We start from the raw sequence: 20,931 nt of genomic DNA, 5'->3' as shown, positions 1-20,931 counted from the left end.
ATCAGCCTTCAGTAGCGACGTTGGCATCCACCACCGTCACCGCCGTCATATTGACGATACGGCGCACCGAGGAGGTGGACGTCATGATGTGTACCGGTGCCCGTGCGCCCAACAAGAAGGGACCGATGGCCACGTTACCGCCCGCTGCCGTCTTGAGCAGGTTGTAGGCAATATTGCCTGCTTCCACGTTCGGGCAGACCAGCAAATTGGCCTCGCCGCTCAAGGCCGAAGTCGGCAGGATTTGATGGCGGGCTTTTTCATCCAGCGCGCAGTCGCCATGCATTTCCCCATCCACTTCCAGACTGGGGTCCAGCTTGCGCACACGCTCCAGCGCACCGCGCATGGTGACAGCGGCTGGCGAATCGTTTGTGCCAAAGTTGGAGCTGGACAGCAAAGCCACCTTGGGCTCGATATTGAACTGGCGCATCTTGCGTGCCGCCGCCAAGGTAATTTCTGCCACCTGATCCGAATCGGGATCGTGGTTGACGTGCGTATCCGTCAAGGCCACGGTACGTTCGCTGAGCAGCAAAATATTCATGGCGGCATAGGTCTGCACACCCGGTGCTTTACCGATTACCTGATCCACCAGTTCCAGGTGGTTCTCGTAACGGCCCACGGTGCCGCAGATCATGCCATCGGCATCGCCCAGATGCAGCATCATGGCGCCGATCAAGGTCGGGCGACGGCGCATTTCTACACGCGCCATCTCTTTACTGATACCGCGACGCGACATGATTTCCCAGTAACTGGTCCAGTAGCGGTGAAAGCGATCATCCTGCTCGGGGTTGGTCACTTCCACATCAATACCCAGACGCAGCCGCAAGCCATAGCGCTCAATACGCTGTTGCAAAACGGCAGGACGGCCCACCAGAATGGGGGTCGCCAGACCTTCGTCCACAATAATCTGCACGGCGCGCAATACACGCTCGTCCTCGCCTTCGCTAAAGACCACGCGCGATTTAGCCCCGTCCTGCACCAGTCCACGGGCCAAGGAGTAAATCGGCTTCATGAAGGAGCCGGACTTGTAAACGAACTGGCGTAGCTGATAGATATAGCTCTTCAGGTCCGCAATCGGCCTGGTGGCCACGCCCTCTTCCATGGCCGCCTTGGCCACAGCCGGTGCAATACGCACGATCAGGCGCGAGTCAAAGGGGCGGGGAATAAAGAAAGACGGACCGAAAGAGACTTCCTCCAATCCATAAGCAGCAGCCACGCCTTCGTCCTGCTCTTCGCGAGCCAGTTGGCAAATCGCCAGCACAGCGGCTTTTTCCATACCACGCGTAATCGTGGTGGCGCCTACATCCAGCGCACCACGGAAAATGTACGGGAAGCACAGCACGTTATTGACCTGATTCGGGTAGTCCGAACGGCCCGTTGCCATGACCACATCGTCACGCACGGCGTGAGCGTCTTCAGGCAGGATCTCGGGATTCGGATTGGCCAAGGCCAGAATCAAGGGCCGGGGAGCCATGTTCTTCAGCATTTCGGGCTTGAGCACGCCACCGGCGGACAAGCCCAGAAACACATCAGCCCCATCAATTACGTCACTCAAGGTACGGGCGTCGGTCTGTTTGGCAAAACGAGCCAGCTCGGGCACCGGATTACCGGGACGGCCTTCGTACAACACGCCATCAATATCCGTCACCCAGATATTTTCCAGCGGCAGGCCCATATCAATCATCAGGTCCAGGCAAGCCAGCGCGGCAGCACCGGCCCCGGACGTCACCACCTTGACCTGCTTGATGTCTTTTTCCACCACGCTCAGGCCATTCAGAAAGGCCGCGGTCACGCAAATGGCCGTGCCATGCTGGTCGTCGTGAAAAACAGGAATGCTCATGCGCTGGCGCAGCTTGCGCTCTACCTCGAAGCACTCGGGCGCTTTGATGTCTTCCAGATTGATGCCGCCAAAGGTCGGCTCCAGGCCCGCAATAATATCGACCAGCTTGTCGGGGTCGGTTTCATTGATTTCGATATCAAAGACATCCAGACCCGCAAAGCTCTTGAACAGCACGGCCTTGCCTTCCATGACCGGTTTGGCAGCCAGAGGGCCAATATTGCCCAGGCCCAACACGGCGGTACCGTTGGAGATCACTCCAACCAGATTGCCCCGACCGGTATAACGGAACGCATTTTGCGGATCATTGACGATTTCCTCGCAGGCCGCCGCAACTCCAGGCGAATACGCCAGCGCCAGATCTCGCTGGTTTGACAGTTGCTTGGTCGGCGTGACCGAGAGTTTTCCGGGCCTGCCCTGTTCGTGATATTCCAGGGCTGCTTTCCGAAAATTGGCGTCCATGCTGTATTCCTACCCAAAAATCCATTTAAAACGGACCGGAATCGCCAGAAAGTCACCGTCGCCTGTCAGCGCCAATTCAAACAAGCTCCTGGCTTGCCCAAACTTCCTGTCGCTGAATGCCGTTCTTGTCTCCTGTGCTCCAGTCGCCTTGCTCGGCCTCCAGGGCCAAAGCAAGGACCATTCTAGCCCTTGAGTTACAACATGGGTCAAGCGCAGGCCTGGACAAACTTATAGCGTCTGGCCTGGATAGGAGAATCGGTCCGCAGGATCAAACAGGGCTTTGATGCGGCTATCCACATCCTGAGCCTGCCAGGACTGCTCCTGATTCGGCCAGGACCAGTCTTGCGGGTCCGAGCCGCTTAACACGGCATCATCCAGCACCAGCCATTCCACCCAGGCCAAATCACCGCCGTGACCCAACATCAAATGAGCCAGATTGATCCCCTCGCCCTCCACCGGCTCCAGCGCATCCAGACGGTAACGGCAGGGCCACTGCTCTTGTCGCAGGGTCTGGGTTTCAGAGTCGCCCATCAGTTGGAACAGAGCAGGAATCAATTGCTGCATTCGCAAGCTATCAAGCGGATTGCGATTTTCCTGCCCAAAAGGACCCAGAGCAGCTTGCGTGTTGTCGGCCAGAATCACCGAGCAATGCAAGACACCGGACAAAGCCGTACGACCTGTAGGCCAGTCATGCTGACGCCGGTCGGCCAACCAGGCGGCGACAGTCATCCCAGCCGGAGCATTGGCCAGACCTTGAAAACCTTTGGCTTCCATCTCGCCCAGCAGGCAGCCGGGCTGAACAAACCAGCGATTGGAATTCGGTTCTAGACGATCACAACGAGCCATTTGTCGGCCTGGGGCCAGAACAATCATGGGGCCATCGGTTTCACTAGCCTGCGGCACACCTTCCAGACACACCGTCACACCGTACTCGGCGGCCAGCGTCAACACCATATGTACGTCCGCACTGGAAGCAGGCTCCAGACGAGCCTGTTCATGATGCGGTTCAGCGTTGAGTTCGGACCACTCACCCTGAACTCGGGCTTTCAGGCGCGAACAAAATGTCTGCCAAGCCGTCTGGGGGGGACGACGCCCCATCAAAAATGCACGCCGCGACGAAGAAACCATAGACTTTTCCTGCAACAAACCTAAACTTGAGTCTCACTGGCCCGCCGGTTTGCGCCCCCATCGAGCACACGCACATGCCACAGCCACCTGACGCCCTTTTGAGCAAGGTCCTACAATACACTTTTTACCCGAGATTTGCCGTATGTCCCGCCTCGCCAGTCGTACCGAACACGTTCTTCCTTTTCATGCAGTTGAACTCTTCAAACAGGCCAATGCCCTGAAGGCCACCGGCCGCGACATTATCAGCCTGGGCATAGGCGAGCCGGACTTCACCGCCCCTCAAGCCGTGGTCGATGCCCTGCATCAGGCCAGCAACCAAGGCTTAAGCCAATACACCGCCCCTGCCGGTCTGACGGCCTTGCGTGAACGCATCGCCCTGTATTACGAGCAGCAGTTCCAGGCCCGTGTCGACCCTTCCCGTATCGTGGTGACGGCGGGCGCCTCGGGTGCCTTGTCTCTGGCTACGCTGGCCCTGATCAATCCCGGCGACGAAGTGTTGATGCCTGATCCGTCCTACCCGGCCAACCAGAACTTCATCATGGCGGCGGGTGGCACAGCACGACTGATCCCGGCCTCGGCTGAAGAACGCTTTCAGCTAAGCGCCCAGCACATTCGCGAGCATTGGGGTCCCAAGACCCGTGGTGTTCTGATTGCTTCGCCCAACAATCCTACTGGTGCGACGATTTCCCGTCCCGCCCTGCAAGAGCTGATCAAGGAAGTGCGCGCCCGTGATGGCTTCATCATCATGGACGAAATTTATCTGGGGCTGTTTTATGAAGAGGCACCACTCAGCGCCTTGACCCTGGATCAGGACATTATTGTTATCAATAGCTTTTCCAAGTACTTCCACATGACGGGCTGGCGTCTGGGCTGGTTGATCCTGCCTACCTGGATGACGGAAGCCTGCGAGCGCATGGCGGCCAGTCTGGCGATTTGTGCGCCCTCTTTGGCTCAACATGCTGCCCTGGCCTGCTTTGAGCCTGAAACCATGGCCATTTACGAAGAACGCCGTCTGGCCTTCAAGCAGCGTCGGGACTACTTGCTGCCCGAGCTGGAGCGTCTGGGCCTGCGCGTGCCCGTCCGCCCGGATGGCGCCTTCTATATCTATACGGATATTCGTGAGTACAGTCAGGACAGCGATGCTTTCTCGCAGCAGCTTTTGCATGAAGCGGGTGTAGCTGCTGTGCCAGGCCGGGACTTCGGCACCTTTCACGCTCCTCACACCCTGCGATTATCCTACGCGACGGGTATGGATCGCTTGCAAGAAGCAATCAGCCGTCTGGGGCAATTTCTGGGTCGCTAAGCCCAGCGTTTTTTTCAGTCTCGCGGGCAATGAAGCCCGACACCATGACAGCATTTCGGGCCGCAAGGCCCGATTTCTTTTTCTGCTCAGACCGCTTAGCGTGCGCGAATCGGGATGCCCGAGGCCAAGGCAATGCGGCGGCGTTCTGCCAGCACTTTTGCACCGTAGCCACCATCGCTAGGCCCAGTCGCCCCGACATAACAGGCCAAGCCACCTTCAATCGAACCACGGCGACGAATACAGTCCGACAGAATCTGCCCACCCACGCGAATATTCGCCTCCGGACTCAGCACCGCCAACGTCCCTTCCATATAGATATCGAACTTCTCTTTATGGACTTTGGTCATCACCTGCATCAGGCCCTGCGCCCCCACATGACTTTCCGCATAGGGGTTGTAGCGTGACTCAATGGCAATCACAGCCAGAATCAGTTGCGGGTCCAGATTCTTTTCCTTGCCCACGATAAACGCCGTGTGGATCAAGGCTCCGGCCACGGAATAGGCAATCTTGTACTTGCGCGCCAGATAGCTGCGCAAGGCCTGCTGCTGGGCCGCAGTGACGCCCGCAATGGGCTGCCCAGTTACCGACGCACGCAAGTTCTTCATAAAGCCTTGATACGTAGAAACCGCTTGCTGCTGTTCCGTCTGGCTCAAGTCCTCGCCCTCTTCCGACAAAGCGGGCTGGGTTTTATCCGCAGGCCAGACCGACTGGCTGTACGCATCGTATTTCACCGCCTCGGGACGCAGGGTTTGCACGAGACCGGTATAAAGCTGGTTAAACTGAGCGCGCATCGATGGCACAACCACACAGGCTGCAATCGTCACCAGTACGGCAATGCCCAGGTACATGGCACACACGTGCACAAACTCGCCGATGCGATACGTCAGGGTGCGGGCCGAGCGACTAAGTACATAGTCCATATCTTGGAAGCCCATGGGATCATCCTTAGTATTGCTAACTGCCCGATGTTAACCTTAGAACCCGGTCAAGGTCTTTGCATGGTTCCCGCAAGACATAAAAAGATCTTGGGCAGGTTCTTTACCACCTAACTATCTGTAAGCGGAGCCCCGTTCTTCTGTGAAATACCGTGACTTGAGAGACTTTATTGCCCAGCTTGAAGCCAAGGGCGATCTGAAACGGATTACGCAGCCAGTTTCCACCTCGCTGGAAATGACTGAAATCAGTGACAGGGTACTGCGTGCCGGTGGACCGGCGCTTCTGTTTGAAAACGCCCAGCATCAAGGCTCCAAAGCGGCCATGCCCGTCCTGGCCAACTTGTTCGGCACGCCCCAACGCGTCGCCTGGGGCATGGGTGCTCAGGATGTGTCGGCATTACGCGACACTGGCGAGCTGCTGGCCAATCTGAAAGAGCCGCAAGCCCCCACCGGGATGCGTGATGCCTTGTCCAAGGTATCCATGCTCAAGTCCGCCCTGTGGGATATGAGCCCCAAGAATGTCCGCTCTCCCGCGTGTCAGGAAGTGGTGCTGGAAGGCAAGGATGTGGATCTGAACCAGATTCCCTTGCAACTGTGCTGGCCCGGTGACGTGGCTCCCTTGCTGACCTGGGGCCTGGTCATTACCAAAGGCCCTCACGCCAAACGCCAGAACCTGGGCATTTACCGCCAGCAGTTGATTGGCCGCAACAAGCTGATCATGCGCTGGTTGTCCCACCGTGGCGGTGCCCTGGATTTCCGCGATCATGCGCTGAGCAACCCCGGCAAACCCTTCCCGATTGCAGTCGCCCTGGGTACTGACCCGGCCACGATTCTGGGTGCCGTGACACCCGTTCCTGACAGCCTGTCCGAATACCAGTTTGCCGGTTTGCTGCGCGGCTCGCGCACCGAAGTGGCCAAAGCCCTGGGTAGCGATTTGTCCGTGCCCGCCTGGGCCGAAATTGTGCTGGAAGGTCATATCCTGCCCAGCGATCACCCGGATGCTCTGGCTCCCGAAGTCCCCGAAGGCATGAAGCCGCCTGCCGACAGCAGCTACGAGATGGCACTGGAAGGCCCTTATGGCGATCACACCGGCTACTACAACGAGCAAGACTGGTTCCCGGTCTTTACCGTCGAGCGCATCACCATGCGCCGCAACCCGATTTATCACAGCACCTACACCGGCAAACCGCCCGATGAGCCTGCTGTTCTGGGCGTTGCGCTGAACGAAGTTTTTGTGCCTTTGCTGCGCAAGCAATTGCCTGAAATTGTGGACTTCTACCTGCCACCCGAAGGCTGCAGCTACCGACTGGCCGTCGTGTCGATTCGCAAGCAGTACGCAGGCCATGCCAAGCGCGTGATGTTCGGCGTCTGGAGCATCTTGCGCCAGTTCATGTACACCAAGTTCATCGTGGTGGTGGACGAGGATGTGAACACGCGCGACTGGAAGGAAGTGATCTGGGCCATGACTACTCGTATGGACCCGGTGCGCGATACCGTGCTGGTCGAGAACACACCCATCGACTATCTGGACTTTGCCTCGCCGGTCTCGGGACTGGGCGGCAAGATGGGTATGGATGCCACCAACAAATGGCCGGGAGAGACCCAGCGCGAATGGGGCACACCTATCAAGATGGATGAGTCCACCAAGAAGAAAGTGGACGATATGTGGGGTTCACTGGGGCTGTAAATCAGAACGTGCCTTCATCCGGCGCATTCAAAAACAAACAAAGACCATCACCGCAACGGTGCATGGTCTTTGTTTTACTCAGGCCAGCAAACCGGACTCTCCAACATGGCATCCGAGACCGAGCCTAGCCCGGCAAAGTCAGCGGCTCCACCAACTCAATCAGGTACTCGTCCGGATCGAACACAAACGCAATCGTGCGTTTGCCATGATTCATCTGCTTTGGAGGTGTCTTGACCTTGACCCCACGCTCTTCAAGATAGCGCACCGCCTGATGAACGTCTTTGACCATCAGGGCCAGATGACCAAATGCGCCGCCCTTTTCATAAGGCTCGTTCTGATCCCAGTTCCAGGTCAGCTCCAGACTGGATTGCGTGGCTTCATCAAAGCTGAGAAACACATTACTGAATCGACCGGACTCATAGTCTGTGTGTCGTACAACTTTCATGCCCAGCGTATCCCGGTAGAACGCCAGAGATCGCTCCAGATCCAGAACGCGCAGCATGGCGTGGTCAAAGCCAAATTGAATTTCAGTGGTACTCATGAGCAGGGCCGGTATTTGAAAATGGCAATGTAGCAAAACCGCCCCACTTCAATCATGACCGCTCGTCAAAGACCCATGAGAAATACTCAAAGCGGCCTAGCCCGCCTTCATCAGCTCTGAAGAGATGGTCTGAATAAACAAGGGCACACAGGGATTGGCATTACTTTCCTGCCACATGATGTTGATAAAGGACTGTGGATGCTGGCCCGACAAGTCCAGATCAATGGCCACCAGATCACGATGCACGTATTTGCGCAAAGACTGAGACAACACGGCAATGCCGATATTGGCCGCCACCATGCTCATGATGCCGGTAATGGTGCTGGCTTCCTGCACGGAATTAGGATGAAAACCGGCATGTCGGCACAAGGAATAAAAATAACGTCGCCAGACCTGCCAATGCGTCTTGCTACCCACCACAAAGCGCTCATTGGCCAGCTCCACCAAAGGAATCGACTTTTCCTTTGCCAGCGGGTGATCACTTTGCAGAAGAACGATAGGATCATCCCGGCATACCGGCTTCCACTGCACACCCAGTTCCTCGGGGTCGTCCGAGAAGGCAAAACCAAAACCCAGGTCCAGGCTGCCCTGCTGCAAACCCTGAATCTGCTGCTGGGTGGGCATATATAACAAATCGGTTGTGATGTTCGAGTACTGCTGCTTGAAGTGCTCCAGCGTTCGGGGCAGCACGTCCTGCACGGCGTAGTCGTTATAGGCAATGATCAGGTGACCAATATCGCCAAACTTGGCTTTCTGGGCCAGTTCAATCCCGCGCTCCAGATGCACAAAAACCTGCTCTATTTCTTGTAATAACAGGAACCCTGCCGCTGTCAGCCTGACCTGGCGCGTGCTGCGCTCAAACAGATCTACCTGCAAGTCCTCTTCCAGCTTTTTGATAATGCGCGTCAGCCCCGGCTGTGTGATGTGCAGCAGCTCGGCCGCCTTCTTGAAATGCAATTGTTCAGCCACCGTTTTAAAGGCACGCAGGTGATGCAAATCAAGACGTCCAGGGATCATGGCTCAGCTCGTTTTTTTTGATTAATAACATCTCGATCAATAATAGTGCGCGAATAGTGAATGGACAAGCAATTTGCAGAGGTTTAGCTTATCAATCACGCGTCAGTCGGCCTGTTTACGCCAGTGTTCCGAGCTGATGCAGACCCAGACACAAAGGAGACCATGACCTCGTTCCCGTCGATTTTTTATTCGACGTTTGAATCACCATTAATAAAACGAATACCAAGGTATCAATAATAAAAACAGACAGCCCCACAGGGTTTGATTTCAGAAAAAACAGATAGTCCCAATACTTGAGGAGACATAAGTATGCAAAGGGCAAACACCGTGGCCGAATCGGAGCATACCGATACCGGCCATATTAAAAAAGTAATGATGGGTTCGGCGGCGGGCACCATTGTTGAGTGGTTTGATTTTGCTTTATTCGGCTATATGGCCGTCTATATTGCACAGAACTTCTTCCCGACCGAAGACAAGATGGCAGGCTTGCTGGCCACCTTTGCGGTGTTCCTGGTCTCGTTCATTGTGCGGCCCTTGGGGGGCATTTACTTTGGCAGGCTGGGTGACCGGATTGGCCGCAAGAAGATTCTGGCCCTGACGGTTCTGCTGATGTCTGGCTCTACCGCCGCTATTGGCCTGATTCCCACCTACCACAGCATTGGTATCTGGGCACCGATTCTGCTGATCATCATCCGCTGTATTCAGGGGCTGTCGGCGGGTGGCGAATACACCGGCGCCACCATATACACCGTTGAACACAGTCCCATGAACAAGCGCAATTCCTACGCCTGGGCCATGTCCGGCGCAACCTACTTTGCCTTTGCGCTGGCCGCCGGGATCAGCGCGGGTCTGGCCGCAATTGTCGGCACCGAGGCGATGGGCGACTGGGGCTGGCGCACCATTTTCCTGCTGGCTATTCCTATGGGGATTGTGGCTTTCTTCATTCGTGACCACCTGGCCGAATCGCCCGAGTTCCAACAAATGCGGGCAGAGAAAAAGGGCCAGATCAGCTACAGCGCCTCGCAGGTATTCAAGGCGGAAGGTTCCAATATTGTGAAGCTGGGCGGCTTTATCGTGCTGTACGCCCTGTCCTTCTACATCTTCTCCACCTACATGAACACCTTCCTGCGTACCGTCATTGGTTTGTCGTCGGTCCAGTCCCTGACCGCCAATATGGTTGCCTTGCTGTTCGTTACTGCCCTGACTCCGATTGCCGGGATTATTTCCGACAAGGTGGGCCGTCGCAAAATGATGCAGTTTGCTGCGGTATGGCATGCGCTGTTTACCATTCCCGCCTACATGATCGTCAGCAATGGGGCCTCCTTGCAAGCCGCCATTATCGGGATGCTGATTATCGGGATTGGTCAGGTCGCCGCCAGTGTCGTGGCCGTCACCCTGCTGTCCGAGATGTTCCCCACTGACATGCGCTATACCGCGTCGAGCATGTGCTACAACATCACCTTCGCGATTTTCGGTGGCACTGCACCGTACCTGGCTATCTGGCTGACCACACAAACCGGCAGCTATCTGGCTCCTGCTTTCTACGTGACAGTGGTCGCTGTGCTGTGCTTTTTCTGGGTCACAGTATTAATGCCCGAGACGGCCAACAAGCCCTTGCGCCGCTATCACACCGAACCTGTGCCTGATGGCAAAGCGGCCAGCAGTTTGGGTAAAGCCAATGCAGGCTAAACGCTAAAATCTGGACATATTGTCGATATCAAACAGCCCTGTTTTACAGGGCTGTTTTTTTATGCCGAAAAAGAATTGATTTACGGTAAACCTTATTCACAAAAACGAAATTCAGCGTATACAAAAAGCATATTCCCTTAGCTGCTTCGATAGAATAGCCTTCTATCTATAGAACACAGCCACAGTAGACTCACTCCCTGCCTCCTGCAGACCCAAGAACGAGCGCGCGCTGCCAAAGGGAAACCCGATATGACCACCATAAGCCTGACAGACGTAACGGTACGCAGCGATGACAGCTCGCGCGCTGAAGGATGGCTGACTGTGGAATTCAGCAATGGGCACACGATTCATGCCTACTGCCCTGATGCTCAGGACAACTGGAGCCAGGGCACCCAGCGTCTGTGCACAAACCAGAACGAGCCAGGCCTGCAAAACACCCAGGTGGACAAGCTCTTGCTGCAGGCTGCCAACGACGGCAGCTACATCGTCCTGCAAGCTGATTTACCCAGGGCCAGCACTCCCATGACCTACGCCCGCCCAGCCAATGAGCATGTCTATATGGAACTGCCGCATCAACAGCAAAGCGTGTTCAGCGCCGACTTCCTGATGATTGCTGCGATCATTGCGGCGGCGCTGTATGGCCTGAAATGGGCATTTGAAAAATACCTTCTGCCCAAGCTGTAAGAACCGCGGCCCATAAAAAAACGTCCTGTAAAAACAGGACGTTTTAGTTTCAGCAAGCAGGCAGACCATTACACCAGCACTGCGGCCCCTGCCCCTAGAAACCGTTGCTGCAATTGCAAGGCTTGCGACAGCAAGAGATCATCTTGATGCGGCTTGCCAATCAACTGCAAACCCAGAGGCATTTTCTGGTGATAGCCCAAAGGCAAGGAAACAACAGGAAGGCCGACAAGCTGCCAGGCCCGGCTCATGAAAGGCGCCCCCGTCCCTTCCGTTTTAGACGGGGCCACCCCTGCCGCAGCGGGTGCCAGTATGAAGTCCACTTGCTCGCGTTCAAACCACTGCAGCAAGCTGCGCTTAAGCTCATCGGCTCGCTGCAAGGCGATGATGTACTCCTTGTAAGGCAAAGCCAGACCGCTGCTCATCAAGCCCTGCATGTGCGTACTCAAGGCTTCAGGCTGCTGTTGCTCGTAGAGCAGATTACGGGCCACTTCATAAGCCATGATCTGGGCATGCAAGGCCGTCAACTCTGTGATGGCATCCACAAAGGGAAAGTCGATGGCTTGATGCCCCTGCTCCTGCAAGGCTTGCTGGCACGCCGTCAAGGTCTCCAGCATGGGAGCCTGAATATCACCCAAAGCCTCCCCCGAGAAGGTGGCAAACACATAAGACTGCGGAGTGCCCGGTGCTGCCAGGTTCAAGGATTTATGCAGCAGGATATTGCGTACCAACAGGGTATCGAGCACATCGTTGCTGATGATGCCCAGCGAATCCAGTGATTGAGCCAGGGGCTGGATATTGCGCAAGGAGAACTCATTCTTGCTGCCTACGTAGCCAATGCAGCCACAAAACGAGGTAGGCCGAATCACCGAAGCCGCTGTTTGAGTCCCAAAGGCAATCGGCACCATGTAGTCCGCCACAGCCGCAGCGGAACCACTGGACGAACCACCTGGCGTGCGCTGTGGATCATGGGGGTTACTCGTTTTTCCCGCCTGAAAATAGGCAAATTCGGTAGTGACGGTTTTGCCCATCAAAATACCGCCTGCCGCTTTCATGGCCGTCACACAAGACGCATCCATATCCGGGATACGATCCTGATGAATCGCCGAGCCCATGGTGGTGGGGATATCAGCCGTATCAATCACATCCTTGACCGCGAAGGGCAGCCCCATCAAGGGCGAGGCCTTGTAGAACTCGCTGCGGCTTTCGTATTCGGCCAGATAGTCTTCCTGGTCAATCAGATACTGCCAGGCACCCACCTTTTCATCACGAACGGCAATGCGTTCGTAAAAAGACGCCATGATCTCCGGCAAGGTGGCCTCCCCTGTATGCAGGGAATGCAGCAACTGGTGCAAGGGCAACTTAAACCACTGTCGTTTCATGCTGCCACTCCTTCAGACGATGCAACAACTGGGCATCCACGGTTGCCACTCCGCCCCCGATTCGACCCTGCTCCCCAGCGGCATCAATCATGCCCAGCAAGACCAGGGGCCCTGTATCACTGGTTTTGATTGCAGCCATATCACTCACACCCAGACGCCCGGCCAGAAAAGGCAAACGCGTCATCAAAAACCGGCTTTGCCGACTCAGATAATCTGCGGGCAAAAAGGCCTGCAAGTTCTTCGCACTTAAGCCAGCCAGATCCAGACACTGCCCACCCAGACCCAGAAAATCCACCACCGCACTATCGCCCAAAGCGCCCAGAGCCTGGGCCTGTTCTTTAGCCGCTTCTTTCTGACCGGCAATAAGAGGGGCATCTACCACCAACCAGTTGCTTGAACCCGCCAGTTGCAGACCAAAGCGCAGGCCATTGCCACCTACTTTGACAATGGTATCTGCTCCTTCAGCGCGTGCCTGCGTCGCCAGAATCAGGGCGCTGGCAGCCATCCAGTAGTTCAAGGCCCATGCCATCGCACCGTAGAGAAAGCTTGTACTTTGCTCATCATTAATGCCCCAGGAGACAATAATGTCGGCCAGCAAGTCGGAGGCATGCATCGTGCGGGCATGACCATCATCACCATTGAGCAGGGAAGCCTGCACAATCGGAGCCAGATTGACTGGACCACCAAAGTGAGTGGCCAGCCTTGAACCCAGATCCTGATGCAGCCAGCGCAGATGCGGCACCATTTCATCGGCAAAAATACCCAGGCGGGTGCACCACTGCATCCCTTCATTCAGCACAGAGTACTTTTTGTTCTCAGGCCGATTGCTGTCGCTCACCTCCAGCACATACATGGAAGGTGTCACCACGCCAGCCAAGGGAACGACCACATCGTAATCCTGGGCAGGCGCAAGCTGCACTCCGCCCTCATCCAGCAAGGCTTGTGCTTCTGTCTTGCTGCTTGCCCAGCCTTCATACAGGATTCCCACCAGCACCGAATTACGGATGGCTGGCGGTAACTCTGCCGCATCGCGAAAAGGAGGCCCGGCATGTAAAACCAGACGGTCCTGTGACGGCAGAATTGCTTGCAGTGGCTTGACCCCAGTCCAGAACGGCAGGACGGCGGCGGCTTGCTTGTCTACATGCTGAGCCATATGCCCTCCTTACGCCACGCGCACCCAGGTTTCACTATTGGCCAGGCTGGCCGATTGCGCCCGCGTGCCATTGAAGTCCCGCTCTATGGTGCTACCGGGCAAAGCGGTGCCATTAATCAACACCCTGGCCTGCTGAGCGGGATGAAACACACACATCATTTCGTGCTTCTGGGTTTGAGTCTGGCTTTGCGGCAAATCCACACAAATCGCAGGCTGGGTCATTTGATGCCATTGCAGCGCTATCTCCAGACCCGCACTGGCCGAGCTGACCGATTCTGTGACCAGCTCAGGAAAGCGGTTGACGGTCTGAAATACGCCATCACCCAACACCTTCAATTTATCCAGGGCGACCGCTTTGCGAAACAGGCCAAAATGACGCACAAAATCACGCACCAGATACTCTGCCAGGGCCTCGTTATCGGTAATCAGCCAGCGCGCGTCACTCTCCTCTCCTTCCTCGTAAGGCTTGTCCAGCACCAGAATGGCCTGACCACTACCGTATTCCGAACTGGCGATACGGAAATACAAGGACAAGGAAGACCAGTCCAGATCAGGATCGGTTTTCAAGTAGATAAAAGGGTTGTCGCCCGTCCAGTCCAAGGTGCCTGTTTTAATACCGTTCATGCTCAGTCTCCGTACTTGTGTTTTTAGTCATGGGCTTGATCTGGCTGCTCTCAAGCCTGTTCTTTTGCCACTGCATATTCTTCGCGTAACTGCGTGAAATCCGTGCTGGGCTGCCAGCCCAGGATGTCCTTGGCAGCACTGCTGCTGAAAATGGAAGCGCGTGGATTGTTCTGATACCAACGCGGGTTCTTGATGGGCGGGACAGGGCCAATAATCTGCTGATACCACTCGGTCGTTGCCGCAGGATGAGAGCTGTCGTCCGCACTGATGAAGAACACGCCATAGCGCAAGCCCTGCACATTGACGGCCGCTTCAAAGGCACGCGCCAGATCAGCCGCCCAGATGTAATAGAACAGCCAATTACGATCCGGGCTATCCACAAACTGGATGTATTCGGCAATGGTTTCCGGCAAGACCACCGCCAGCGGACGCAAGCAGATCACGTCCATATCCGTGGCATCGCTAAAGCTCTTTGCCATCTGCTCCATCATGATCTTGCTGACACTGTAGGCCTGATAAGGCTTGTTCTCGTGGGCCTCATCCACAGGCAGATACTGGGGCTTCCAGTCCGCGCGCATTTCAGACAGACCGCAGGCCGAAATGCTGGAACACAGCACCACTTTCTTGACACCGTTTTCGCGACAGGCTTGCAGTACATGCCAGGTGCCCCGCACATTGACATTGATGTATTGCTCTTCCGGCGCTTTCCAGTCGAAGTCGATCGCCGCCAGATGGATGACCGCGTCGGCATCTTTGGTGGCAGCGCGTACGGCCTCCAGATCCATCACGTCAGTTTGAATGAATGAAACCTGATGCTGGCTGGGCTTCAAATCGGCCACCACCACGTCCATGGTCTGCATAAGCTGCTGAACCACGTAAGACCCCACACGGCCCGAGCCGCCTGTAACCACCACTTTTTTCATGGTGTGTTCTCCTGTTTATTGTTATAGATCCAAAACCAATTCAGCCGACACGGCCCGCGAGACGCAGATCATCATGGTTTCATTAAGCTGCCGCTCCTCGGGGGACAAGACGAAATCCCGGTGTTCAGGCAGGCCCGAAATCACCACCGTCTCGCAAGTGCCGCAAGTCCCGTTCTGGCACGAGCACTTGACCCGTATCCCCTCACGCTTCAGGGCGGCCAGGATGCTTTCATCACTGGCGACCACGATGCTTTTGCCAGATTTCTGCAAAGTCACCGTAAAGCTCTGGCCCTGCAACAAAGCAGGGTCGGCTTCCACCGAGAAGCGCTCCAGCACCAGTTGCCAGCCAATTTCTGTCTGTTCCTGTTGATAGCTTTCCAAGGCATTGAGCAAAACTTGCGGGCCGCAGGAGTACACGACGGTGTTCTCATCCAGCGCCTGCAAGGCTCCCTGCAAATCAAACAAGCCATCCTGATTGGAGGCATGTGCCGTAATGCGGGCCCCATCCACTTGCTGCAACTCGTGAAGAAAGATGAAATCTGCCGCGTTTCTGGCCAGATACAACAAATGCCAGTCCAGACCGGCTGCAGCCGCCGCCTGGACCATAGGCACGATGGGCGTAATACCTATACCGCCCGCGATAAAAAAGCACTTCTTATCTGCAGCAAAGGGAAAGTGATTCTTCGGGCTGCTGACCGCTACAACATCACCTTCCTGCAACACCTCATGGATATAGGCAGAGCCACCCCGACCAGCGTCCTCTTTCAGAACCGCAATTTGCCATTCACGCGTATTGGTCTGTTGGCCGCAGAGTGAATACTGTCGATAGAGCGGCTCATCCTTGGAGACCGCCAGTTCCAGCTCAATATGAGCGCCCGGCTCCCAGACGGGAAACTCTGCCCCGTTTTGCAGACCGAGCGTCAAACCCACCACCCGCTCTGATAGCCGGGTCTTTTTCAGCACGCGTGTTTGCAATGTTTGCTGCATGATGCTGCTCCCGCTCCCTTAGGCAATCGCTCGGATCGGCAGGACCCGGCTCTGCTCGTCTGCCCGGCTGTCTTCTGCGCGGTACAAATCAATCAGCCAGTTCTGCAAACGCTTGATGACCAGTTCCTCGTTGGTCAAACGACCACGGGAGGCAAAATTGGACTGCATGCCCATGTGCGAACGACGCCATGCAAACAGATCCTCGATCATGACCGGGTACAGATCATCGTGTTCCTGGTCGAATTTCTCTTTGTGATCCTCGCGCTCCAGCGTGGATTGCGGGTACATCCAGGACACGCCATAGGTCGATTGCTTGGCGCTTTTGGGCAGCCACATGAAGTACTTCACCTTGTCGGGCATGGCCACCAGCAGCAGGTTTGGCGCCACCGTCACGTAGGACAGTTGGGTACGCTCCTGATCGGTCAACGAGCCCATGGGCGGCTGCAGAACCGAACCGGTATGGGTAGGGGCCGCATCGATGTGCGTGGAGATCAGGTTGTAGGACACGATGCCATTAGAGACATCGTTAAAGACTGCGCCTTCATCCACGCGGTCGGGATTGGTTTCGTACATACCGCCCCAGGAGGAAGCATGCAGAAAGCTGCAGTGGTAGCACTCGTCGTTAAAGATCTTCCAGTTCCAGTCAAAACTCTCCATCTTCAAGGGCTCGGAAGACTTCAGTTCTGACATGCGGTAATTTGCCAACTGCTTGCCCAGGTTTTCCAGGCGGGTATGCAGGGCAGGAGCCAAAGCGTCGTAATTGATGAAAATGAAGCCTTCCCAGACCTCGGTACGGATCTTGGGCAGACAGACACTTTTCGGATCAAAGCTGGCACCGGTATCAGTCAGGCCAGGGGCGGACACCAGCTCGCCTTCCATGTTGTAGACCCAGGCGTGCAAAGGACAACTAATGCGGCGCACATTGCCCGTGCCTTCCAGCAAAAGCATATTGCGGTGGCGGCACACGTTGGACAGCACATTAATGCCGCCTTCACGGGTGCGAATGGCAAATAGCGCGTCATTACCCACATCAAAGGTGAAGAAGTCACCTGCATTGGGAATATCGGTGGCGCGGCCCACACAGAACCACTGCTTCTTCCATACCGCATTCAGCTCGAACTCAAAGAAGTCTTCCGAGTTGAAGCACTCGGGCGGCAAGGCATAGACCTCATCCGTTTCCTGCTGAAAGTAGCTTCGATCGAACTCCTCAATTGCGATCGGTGAGCGTAGGGCTTTATTCATCTTGATATCTCCTCGGGTCTGCAAGAGCACCCTGAATGGCTTGTTATTAGGTCAGACCAATCATGCGACAGGGGACGAGGCTTGAAAATTGAGCAAATTTGACGGAACGATGAGTTTTTTTTGAGGCTGAGTGAAAACAGACGCAAAAAAGCCTGCTGATAGGCAGGCTCTCAAGGCGATAGTGACTGTGATTGCTAGCGCTACTGCCAGCTACTGCTGCTACCGAAGAAGCAGAGTCAGGTGCAGCTTAAGGAATGGCGATAGAGGCGACCCAGTCAATGAACTCCTGCTCCTGACTGCTGATATTGGCTTCTTTGGGGTAGGCCAGAAAATAGGCATATTCATCCAGATACACGTCAAAGAGCTGAACAATGTCCCCCTTCTCGATCATGGGCCGCAACAGCGCCGGACAGCCCAGCATCACGCCTTGCCCATTCAGAACGGCGTTCATGCGCACATTCGTGTCATCAATATGGAAACCCTTCTTGGCCGTCAAATCCTGCCCCGCCGCCTTGCGTAGCCATTGTTCCCAGCACAACTGATTTTCTTCATGGATCAGCACATGCTGGTTCAACTCGGCAGCAGATTCGATCTTGCCATGAGCCTGCAAATAAGACGGCGCACACACTGGCGTCAGATTGCCCGGAATAATGCGCAAGGTCTGTAACTGCGGCCAATCATCCTGCTTGCCCCAGACAATCGCAAAGTTGATGTTGTCTCTGAAAAAATCCGGTGCTTGCAGGCGGTGCAGCAAATTAATTTCAATATCCGGGTGTTTCAACCAGAAATCACCCAACTGTCCCGTAAACCACATGCTGGATACGAAAGGCCGCAGGGATAGGTTGATACGGCTTTTGCCATGCGGCATGCGCAATTCGCTCAAGGCCTGGTTGATTTCATAAAACGGTCGTTGCAGACGATCAAACAGGAACTGGCCCTTGTCCGTCAGCTCCAAAGAGCGGTTTTTACGCAAAAACAGCTTGCAGCCCAGATACTCTTCCAGAACCTTGACCTGGTGACTCACCGCCGAAGGAGAGACCAGCAGATCTTCTGCCGCCTTGGTGAAGTTCAACCTTTGTGCGGACACCGTAAAGGTTCTTAAGGCATTCAGTAATGGCACCTGCATGACGGGCTATGTCTCCTGATGATGGTCGCTTTGGTTTGGAATTATTTATTATCGGGAGCATAAGCCCTGTCGACCTCAAAAACCAGTCAGGCAGAATACGGACTTGTTGATAGGCATAAAAAAAACCGGCCTGGGCCGGTTTTTCAAAATACATGCAGGCTTACTCTTGCTCATCGGTCTTGCGCCGCACCGGAACCAGCACGCTACGTGCTTTTTCCCGAGACGACTTGGCCGAGTCAAACAGCTTCCACGCCCCCAGAGCCAAGGCCCCGATCCGCATCCATCGACCGCCAAAACTGCTCAGTACAGCCGACGCACCCGACAGCAAAAACGGATAACGACGCGACAAGGACAAGGCACTGGTCACAACACCGCCCATGCTCAAGCCGGAGGGTTTGACGCTGTTCCACAAATTGCCAGGACTCAAGTCATCGCCCAGGGAATGGATCTGGGACGACATGGTCTGCCGCTCCAAGGAGGCGCGGACTCGCAGCAGTTCGATACGCACGGCCCGCTGCTGGGCGGACATGCTCTCTTGCTTAGTGCTCATTTCCCGTCTCCCTCGGAATCCCTCAAGCGCTCAATAAACGCGACATCGCGACGCAGCTCGGACAAGGTGGCTGAAAAAGGAATCGGACCGGTAGTCAGGCGTCGACGTACGGCCAGGAACAAACCTATTCCCAAACCGGCGTACAGAACAACCAACACCCCAAGAGCCCAATAACGGTAATCGGTAGGCCAAAAGTACAAAGCCAGCAACAAGCTGAACACCAGCACGGCCAGCGTGGAGAACAGCAGTGCGCCGAACACCATGCTGAAGATGGTAATCAGGCTCGCCTTTTGCTGACCGGCTTCCAGAGCAAATAGCTCCAGGCGCGTACTGACAGCCCCTATCAAGGTCGAACCTAGCTGACTGATCGTTTGCCTAAGCGCCATGATGTATCCCTGCTCTGCGGCATCCTGTCATGAACAGCAAGGACAAGTGCCTAAGGTCTAAAAGGCTGCCGACCTGAAACACAAGGCCCAGATCGGCAGAGCTACTTTTTTTGCTGCTGCAGCCCCGGACAGGGCCAGCAGCGCAGAGCAAAGACAGATTAACGACGGCTGATCAGCATGCCGAACATCAGGCCCACAACACCGGCTACGCCAATGGCTTGCCAGGGCTTGTCATGGACATAGTTATCGGTGGCTTTGGCAGCACGCACGCTGTGCTCAACCACCGCTTCCTGGGCGTCGTGCAAGGAATCCCGGGTCAGACGCAATGAGCGCAAGGCTTTCTCACGCAGCTCACCGGCTTTGTCGCCCGTGGCTTCGGCTGCTTCACGCATCAATTGTTCGGCCTCATCCAGACTTGCTTTCACCTCTTCGATGAATTTGTCTCCGCTGTTTTCCACACTTTTCTTGGTAGCCATATATAACTCCTTGCAGTTGAAAGGGACACGCGACAAATACGTATCGCCAAGTGAATTGATCACTGGTTTACTTCAGTTGCGTCACATCCACCGTGGACGGAACACCGTTCTGAATACTTTCCTGTTTCATGACCATCTGCACATCCGGGCAGTACCAGTCGGTAACCTGGGAATTAATACCCGGAATCGGCAAGCTGATGCCGCTAAAACTGGCCTGGGTAGGCTCGATCTCGCGCTGATAGCGAATAGGCCAACATTGATAGTTGCCTAAGGCCGTCTGCACGGTTTGCTGGGCTCCGACCGTCTTGGCACCCGTATGGATACGCAAGACATTGGATGCCGACCGCTTGTCCAGATTGACCTGAAAATCCTGGCGAGGAAAGGTCTGACCTTCCTGCAATCCGCCATGCTCATAAGAAAACAGACCTAACAGGCGCAGGTCAAAAGAGCCTTGCACGGCTTCCAGACCACCACGGCCATCATCACGCTGAAAGCGGGTGCGGCCATCGCGCACAGTCATCACATAATCAATATTGGGCTTGCTGGCAGGCAAGCCTGCCAGAGCCACACTGGCCTTGCCCTGCACGCGAGCCTGACATTGGTCGCCGCCCTGCTTTTTTACGTCGGAGAAAGCCAGATCCGCGCCCATGGCCAGAAAACCCGAGCCCGTCAGTTGTACTTGCCCGCCGTCCCGCATAAACGGCACGTCACACAGACCGGCCTGAGCCGAGCTCAAGCCCATCATGACAAACAGCGGTGCAAACATCCAAGCATTCAGTTTCATGTACATCCTGGTTTCAGTGAA

General features: G+C 55.5%; 20 protein-coding genes. 4 read left to right on the top strand and 16 right to left on the bottom strand.

Annotated features, from left to right (window positions below; genetic code table 11):
* Position 1: 1 nt before the first annotated feature.
* On the bottom strand, positions 2–2,296 hold the full coding sequence (locus OSH09_RS10770) for an NADP-dependent malic enzyme (protein ID WP_266120985.1): 2,295 nt from the start codon (positions 2,294–2,296) through the stop codon (positions 2–4).
* Between the two features lie 228 nt (positions 2,297–2,524).
* On the bottom strand, positions 2,525–3,424 hold the full coding sequence (locus OSH09_RS10765) for a hypothetical protein (protein ID WP_266120984.1): 900 nt from the start codon (positions 3,422–3,424) through the stop codon (positions 2,525–2,527).
* Positions 3,425–3,566: 142 nt separating this feature from the next.
* Between OSH09_RS10765 and OSH09_RS10760 the strand changes: the two genes are divergently transcribed.
* Entirely contained in the window at positions 3,567–4,727 is a 1,161-nt protein-coding gene (locus OSH09_RS10760) for a pyridoxal phosphate-dependent aminotransferase (RefSeq protein ID WP_222667659.1), read from the top strand.
* Positions 4,728–4,822: 95 nt separating this feature from the next.
* Here the strand turns inward: OSH09_RS10760 and OSH09_RS10755 are convergent, their stop codons facing one another.
* Entirely contained in the window at positions 4,823–5,662 is an 840-nt protein-coding gene (locus tag OSH09_RS10755; protein ID WP_207873359.1) for a lytic transglycosylase domain-containing protein, read from the bottom strand.
* 142 nt (positions 5,663–5,804) lie between these two features.
* Here OSH09_RS10755 and OSH09_RS10750 point away from each other — a divergent pair, with 142 nt between their 5' ends.
* Positions 5,805–7,349 (top strand): UbiD family decarboxylase, encoded by a 1,545-nt coding sequence (locus tag OSH09_RS10750; protein ID WP_207873358.1) that lies wholly within the window; start codon positions 5,805–5,807, stop codon positions 7,347–7,349.
* A 124-nt stretch (positions 7,350–7,473) separates the two neighbouring features.
* Here the strand turns inward: OSH09_RS10750 and gloA are convergent, their stop codons facing one another.
* Together gloA and OSH09_RS10740 are read right to left on the bottom strand one after the other, a co-directional pair.
* A complete protein-coding gene (gloA, locus tag OSH09_RS10745; RefSeq protein ID WP_266120983.1) occupies positions 7,474–7,890 on the bottom strand; it encodes a lactoylglutathione lyase in 417 nt (138 codons plus the stop codon).
* 96 nt (positions 7,891–7,986) lie between these two features.
* Positions 7,987–8,907: a LysR family transcriptional regulator gene (locus tag OSH09_RS10740; RefSeq protein WP_266120982.1), complete on the bottom strand. Its 921-nt coding sequence runs from the start codon at positions 8,905–8,907 to the stop codon at positions 7,987–7,989.
* A 309-nt stretch (positions 8,908–9,216) separates the two neighbouring features.
* On the opposite strand from OSH09_RS10740, the gene OSH09_RS10735 reads away from it, so the two are divergent.
* Both OSH09_RS10735 and OSH09_RS10730 read left to right on the top strand, forming a co-directional pair.
* Positions 9,217–10,596: an MFS transporter gene (locus OSH09_RS10735; RefSeq protein WP_207873355.1), complete on the top strand. Its 1,380-nt coding sequence runs from the start codon at positions 9,217–9,219 to the stop codon at positions 10,594–10,596.
* A gap of 249 nt (positions 10,597–10,845) precedes the next feature.
* Complete coding sequence (locus tag OSH09_RS10730; protein WP_207873354.1) at positions 10,846–11,280, top strand: hypothetical protein; 435 nt, start codon at positions 10,846–10,848, stop codon at positions 11,278–11,280.
* 68 nt (positions 11,281–11,348) lie between these two features.
* Here OSH09_RS10730 and OSH09_RS10725 read toward each other — a convergent pair whose 3' ends face one another.
* The 11 genes from OSH09_RS10725 to OSH09_RS10675 all read right to left on the bottom strand — a co-directional run bounded on the left by OSH09_RS10725 (position 11,349) and on the right by OSH09_RS10675 (position 20,910).
* Complete coding sequence (locus tag OSH09_RS10725) at positions 11,349–12,659, bottom strand: amidase (protein WP_266120981.1); 1,311 nt, start codon at positions 12,657–12,659, stop codon at positions 11,349–11,351.
* On the bottom strand, positions 12,640–13,812 hold the full coding sequence (locus OSH09_RS10720) for an oxamate carbamoyltransferase subunit AllG family protein (protein ID WP_266120980.1): 1,173 nt from the start codon (positions 13,810–13,812) through the stop codon (positions 12,640–12,642). Before OSH09_RS10720 ends, OSH09_RS10725 begins: the two co-directional genes overlap by 20 nt.
* A gap of 9 nt (positions 13,813–13,821) precedes the next feature.
* Positions 13,822–14,436 carry an NAD-dependent dehydratase gene (locus OSH09_RS10715; RefSeq protein WP_266120979.1) on the bottom strand — a complete coding sequence of 205 codons (615 nt, stop codon included), beginning with the start codon at positions 14,434–14,436 and terminating at the stop codon, positions 13,822–13,824.
* 50 nt (positions 14,437–14,486) lie between these two features.
* On the bottom strand, positions 14,487–15,359 hold the full coding sequence (locus OSH09_RS10710; protein WP_266120978.1) for an NAD-dependent epimerase/dehydratase family protein: 873 nt from the start codon (positions 15,357–15,359) through the stop codon (positions 14,487–14,489).
* Between the two features lie 21 nt (positions 15,360–15,380).
* A complete protein-coding gene (locus OSH09_RS10705) occupies positions 15,381–16,346 on the bottom strand; it encodes a PDR/VanB family oxidoreductase (RefSeq protein WP_266120977.1) in 966 nt (321 codons plus the stop codon).
* Positions 16,347–16,364: 18 nt separating this feature from the next.
* Complete coding sequence (locus OSH09_RS10700; protein ID WP_207873348.1) at positions 16,365–17,588, bottom strand: aromatic ring-hydroxylating oxygenase subunit alpha; 1,224 nt, start codon at positions 17,586–17,588, stop codon at positions 16,365–16,367.
* 247 nt (positions 17,589–17,835) lie between these two features.
* Positions 17,836–18,714: a LysR substrate-binding domain-containing protein gene (locus OSH09_RS10695; RefSeq protein ID WP_266120976.1), complete on the bottom strand. Its 879-nt coding sequence runs from the start codon at positions 18,712–18,714 to the stop codon at positions 17,836–17,838.
* Between the two features lie 160 nt (positions 18,715–18,874).
* The gene (locus OSH09_RS10690; protein WP_266120975.1) at positions 18,875–19,264 is read right to left on the bottom strand and encodes a hypothetical protein; all 390 of its coding nucleotides are present in this window, start codon (positions 19,262–19,264) and stop codon (positions 18,875–18,877) included.
* Entirely contained in the window at positions 19,261–19,650 is a 390-nt protein-coding gene (locus OSH09_RS10685; RefSeq protein WP_207873345.1) for a phage holin family protein, read from the bottom strand. Before OSH09_RS10685 ends, OSH09_RS10690 begins: the two co-directional genes overlap by 4 nt.
* 158 nt (positions 19,651–19,808) lie before the next feature.
* Positions 19,809–20,126, bottom strand: a complete 318-nt coding sequence (locus OSH09_RS10680; protein ID WP_207873344.1) for a DUF883 family protein — start codon at positions 20,124–20,126, stop codon at positions 19,809–19,811.
* A gap of 67 nt (positions 20,127–20,193) precedes the next feature.
* Positions 20,194–20,910: a hypothetical protein gene (locus OSH09_RS10675; RefSeq protein WP_207873343.1), complete on the bottom strand. Its 717-nt coding sequence runs from the start codon at positions 20,908–20,910 to the stop codon at positions 20,194–20,196.
* Between the last annotated feature and the right edge of the window lie 21 nt (positions 20,911–20,931).

Source organism: Alcaligenes parafaecalis (assembly GCF_026344135.1).
Lineage (GTDB): Bacteria > Pseudomonadota > Gammaproteobacteria > Burkholderiales > Burkholderiaceae_B > Alcaligenes > Alcaligenes parafaecalis.
The sequence above is the reverse complement of the archived record's forward strand: the minus strand, read 5'-3'. Positions and strand labels throughout refer to the sequence as shown.

Bases quoted from the DNA above. Each gene is read 5' to 3' on its own strand.
- OSH09_RS10770 (WP_266120985.1), bottom strand. From the start codon at position 2,296: ATGGACGCCAATTTTCGGAAAGCAGCCCTGGAATATCACGAACAGGGC.
- OSH09_RS10765 (WP_266120984.1), bottom strand. From the start codon at position 3,424: ATGGTTTCTTCGTCGCGGCGTGCATTTTTGATGGGGCGTCGTCCCCCC.
- OSH09_RS10760 (WP_222667659.1), top strand. From the start codon at position 3,567: ATGTCCCGCCTCGCCAGTCGTACCGAACACGTTCTTCCTTTTCATGCA.
- OSH09_RS10755 (WP_207873359.1), bottom strand. From the start codon at position 5,662: ATGGGCTTCCAAGATATGGACTATGTACTTAGTCGCTCGGCCCGCACC.
- gloA (WP_266120983.1), bottom strand. From the start codon at position 7,890: ATGAGTACCACTGAAATTCAATTTGGCTTTGACCACGCCATGCTGCGC.
- OSH09_RS10740 (WP_266120982.1), bottom strand. From the start codon at position 8,907: ATGATCCCTGGACGTCTTGATTTGCATCACCTGCGTGCCTTTAAAACG.
- OSH09_RS10735 (WP_207873355.1), top strand. From the start codon at position 9,217: ATGCAAAGGGCAAACACCGTGGCCGAATCGGAGCATACCGATACCGGC.
- OSH09_RS10730 (WP_207873354.1), top strand. From the start codon at position 10,846: ATGACCACCATAAGCCTGACAGACGTAACGGTACGCAGCGATGACAGC.
- OSH09_RS10725 (WP_266120981.1), bottom strand. From the start codon at position 12,659: ATGAAACGACAGTGGTTTAAGTTGCCCTTGCACCAGTTGCTGCATTCC.
- OSH09_RS10720 (WP_266120980.1), bottom strand. From the start codon at position 13,812: ATGGCTCAGCATGTAGACAAGCAAGCCGCCGCCGTCCTGCCGTTCTGG.
- OSH09_RS10715 (WP_266120979.1), bottom strand. From the start codon at position 14,436: ATGAACGGTATTAAAACAGGCACCTTGGACTGGACGGGCGACAACCCT.
- OSH09_RS10710 (WP_266120978.1), bottom strand. From the start codon at position 15,359: ATGAAAAAAGTGGTGGTTACAGGCGGCTCGGGCCGTGTGGGGTCTTAC.
- OSH09_RS10705 (WP_266120977.1), bottom strand. From the start codon at position 16,346: ATGCAGCAAACATTGCAAACACGCGTGCTGAAAAAGACCCGGCTATCA.
- OSH09_RS10700 (WP_207873348.1), bottom strand. From the start codon at position 17,588: ATGAATAAAGCCCTACGCTCACCGATCGCAATTGAGGAGTTCGATCGA.
- OSH09_RS10695 (WP_266120976.1), bottom strand. From the start codon at position 18,714: ATGCAGGTGCCATTACTGAATGCCTTAAGAACCTTTACGGTGTCCGCA.
- OSH09_RS10690 (WP_266120975.1), bottom strand. From the start codon at position 19,264: ATGAGCACTAAGCAAGAGAGCATGTCCGCCCAGCAGCGGGCCGTGCGT.
- OSH09_RS10685 (WP_207873345.1), bottom strand. From the start codon at position 19,650: ATGGCGCTTAGGCAAACGATCAGTCAGCTAGGTTCGACCTTGATAGGG.
- OSH09_RS10680 (WP_207873344.1), bottom strand. From the start codon at position 20,126: ATGGCTACCAAGAAAAGTGTGGAAAACAGCGGAGACAAATTCATCGAA.
- OSH09_RS10675 (WP_207873343.1), bottom strand. From the start codon at position 20,910: ATGAAACTGAATGCTTGGATGTTTGCACCGCTGTTTGTCATGATGGGC.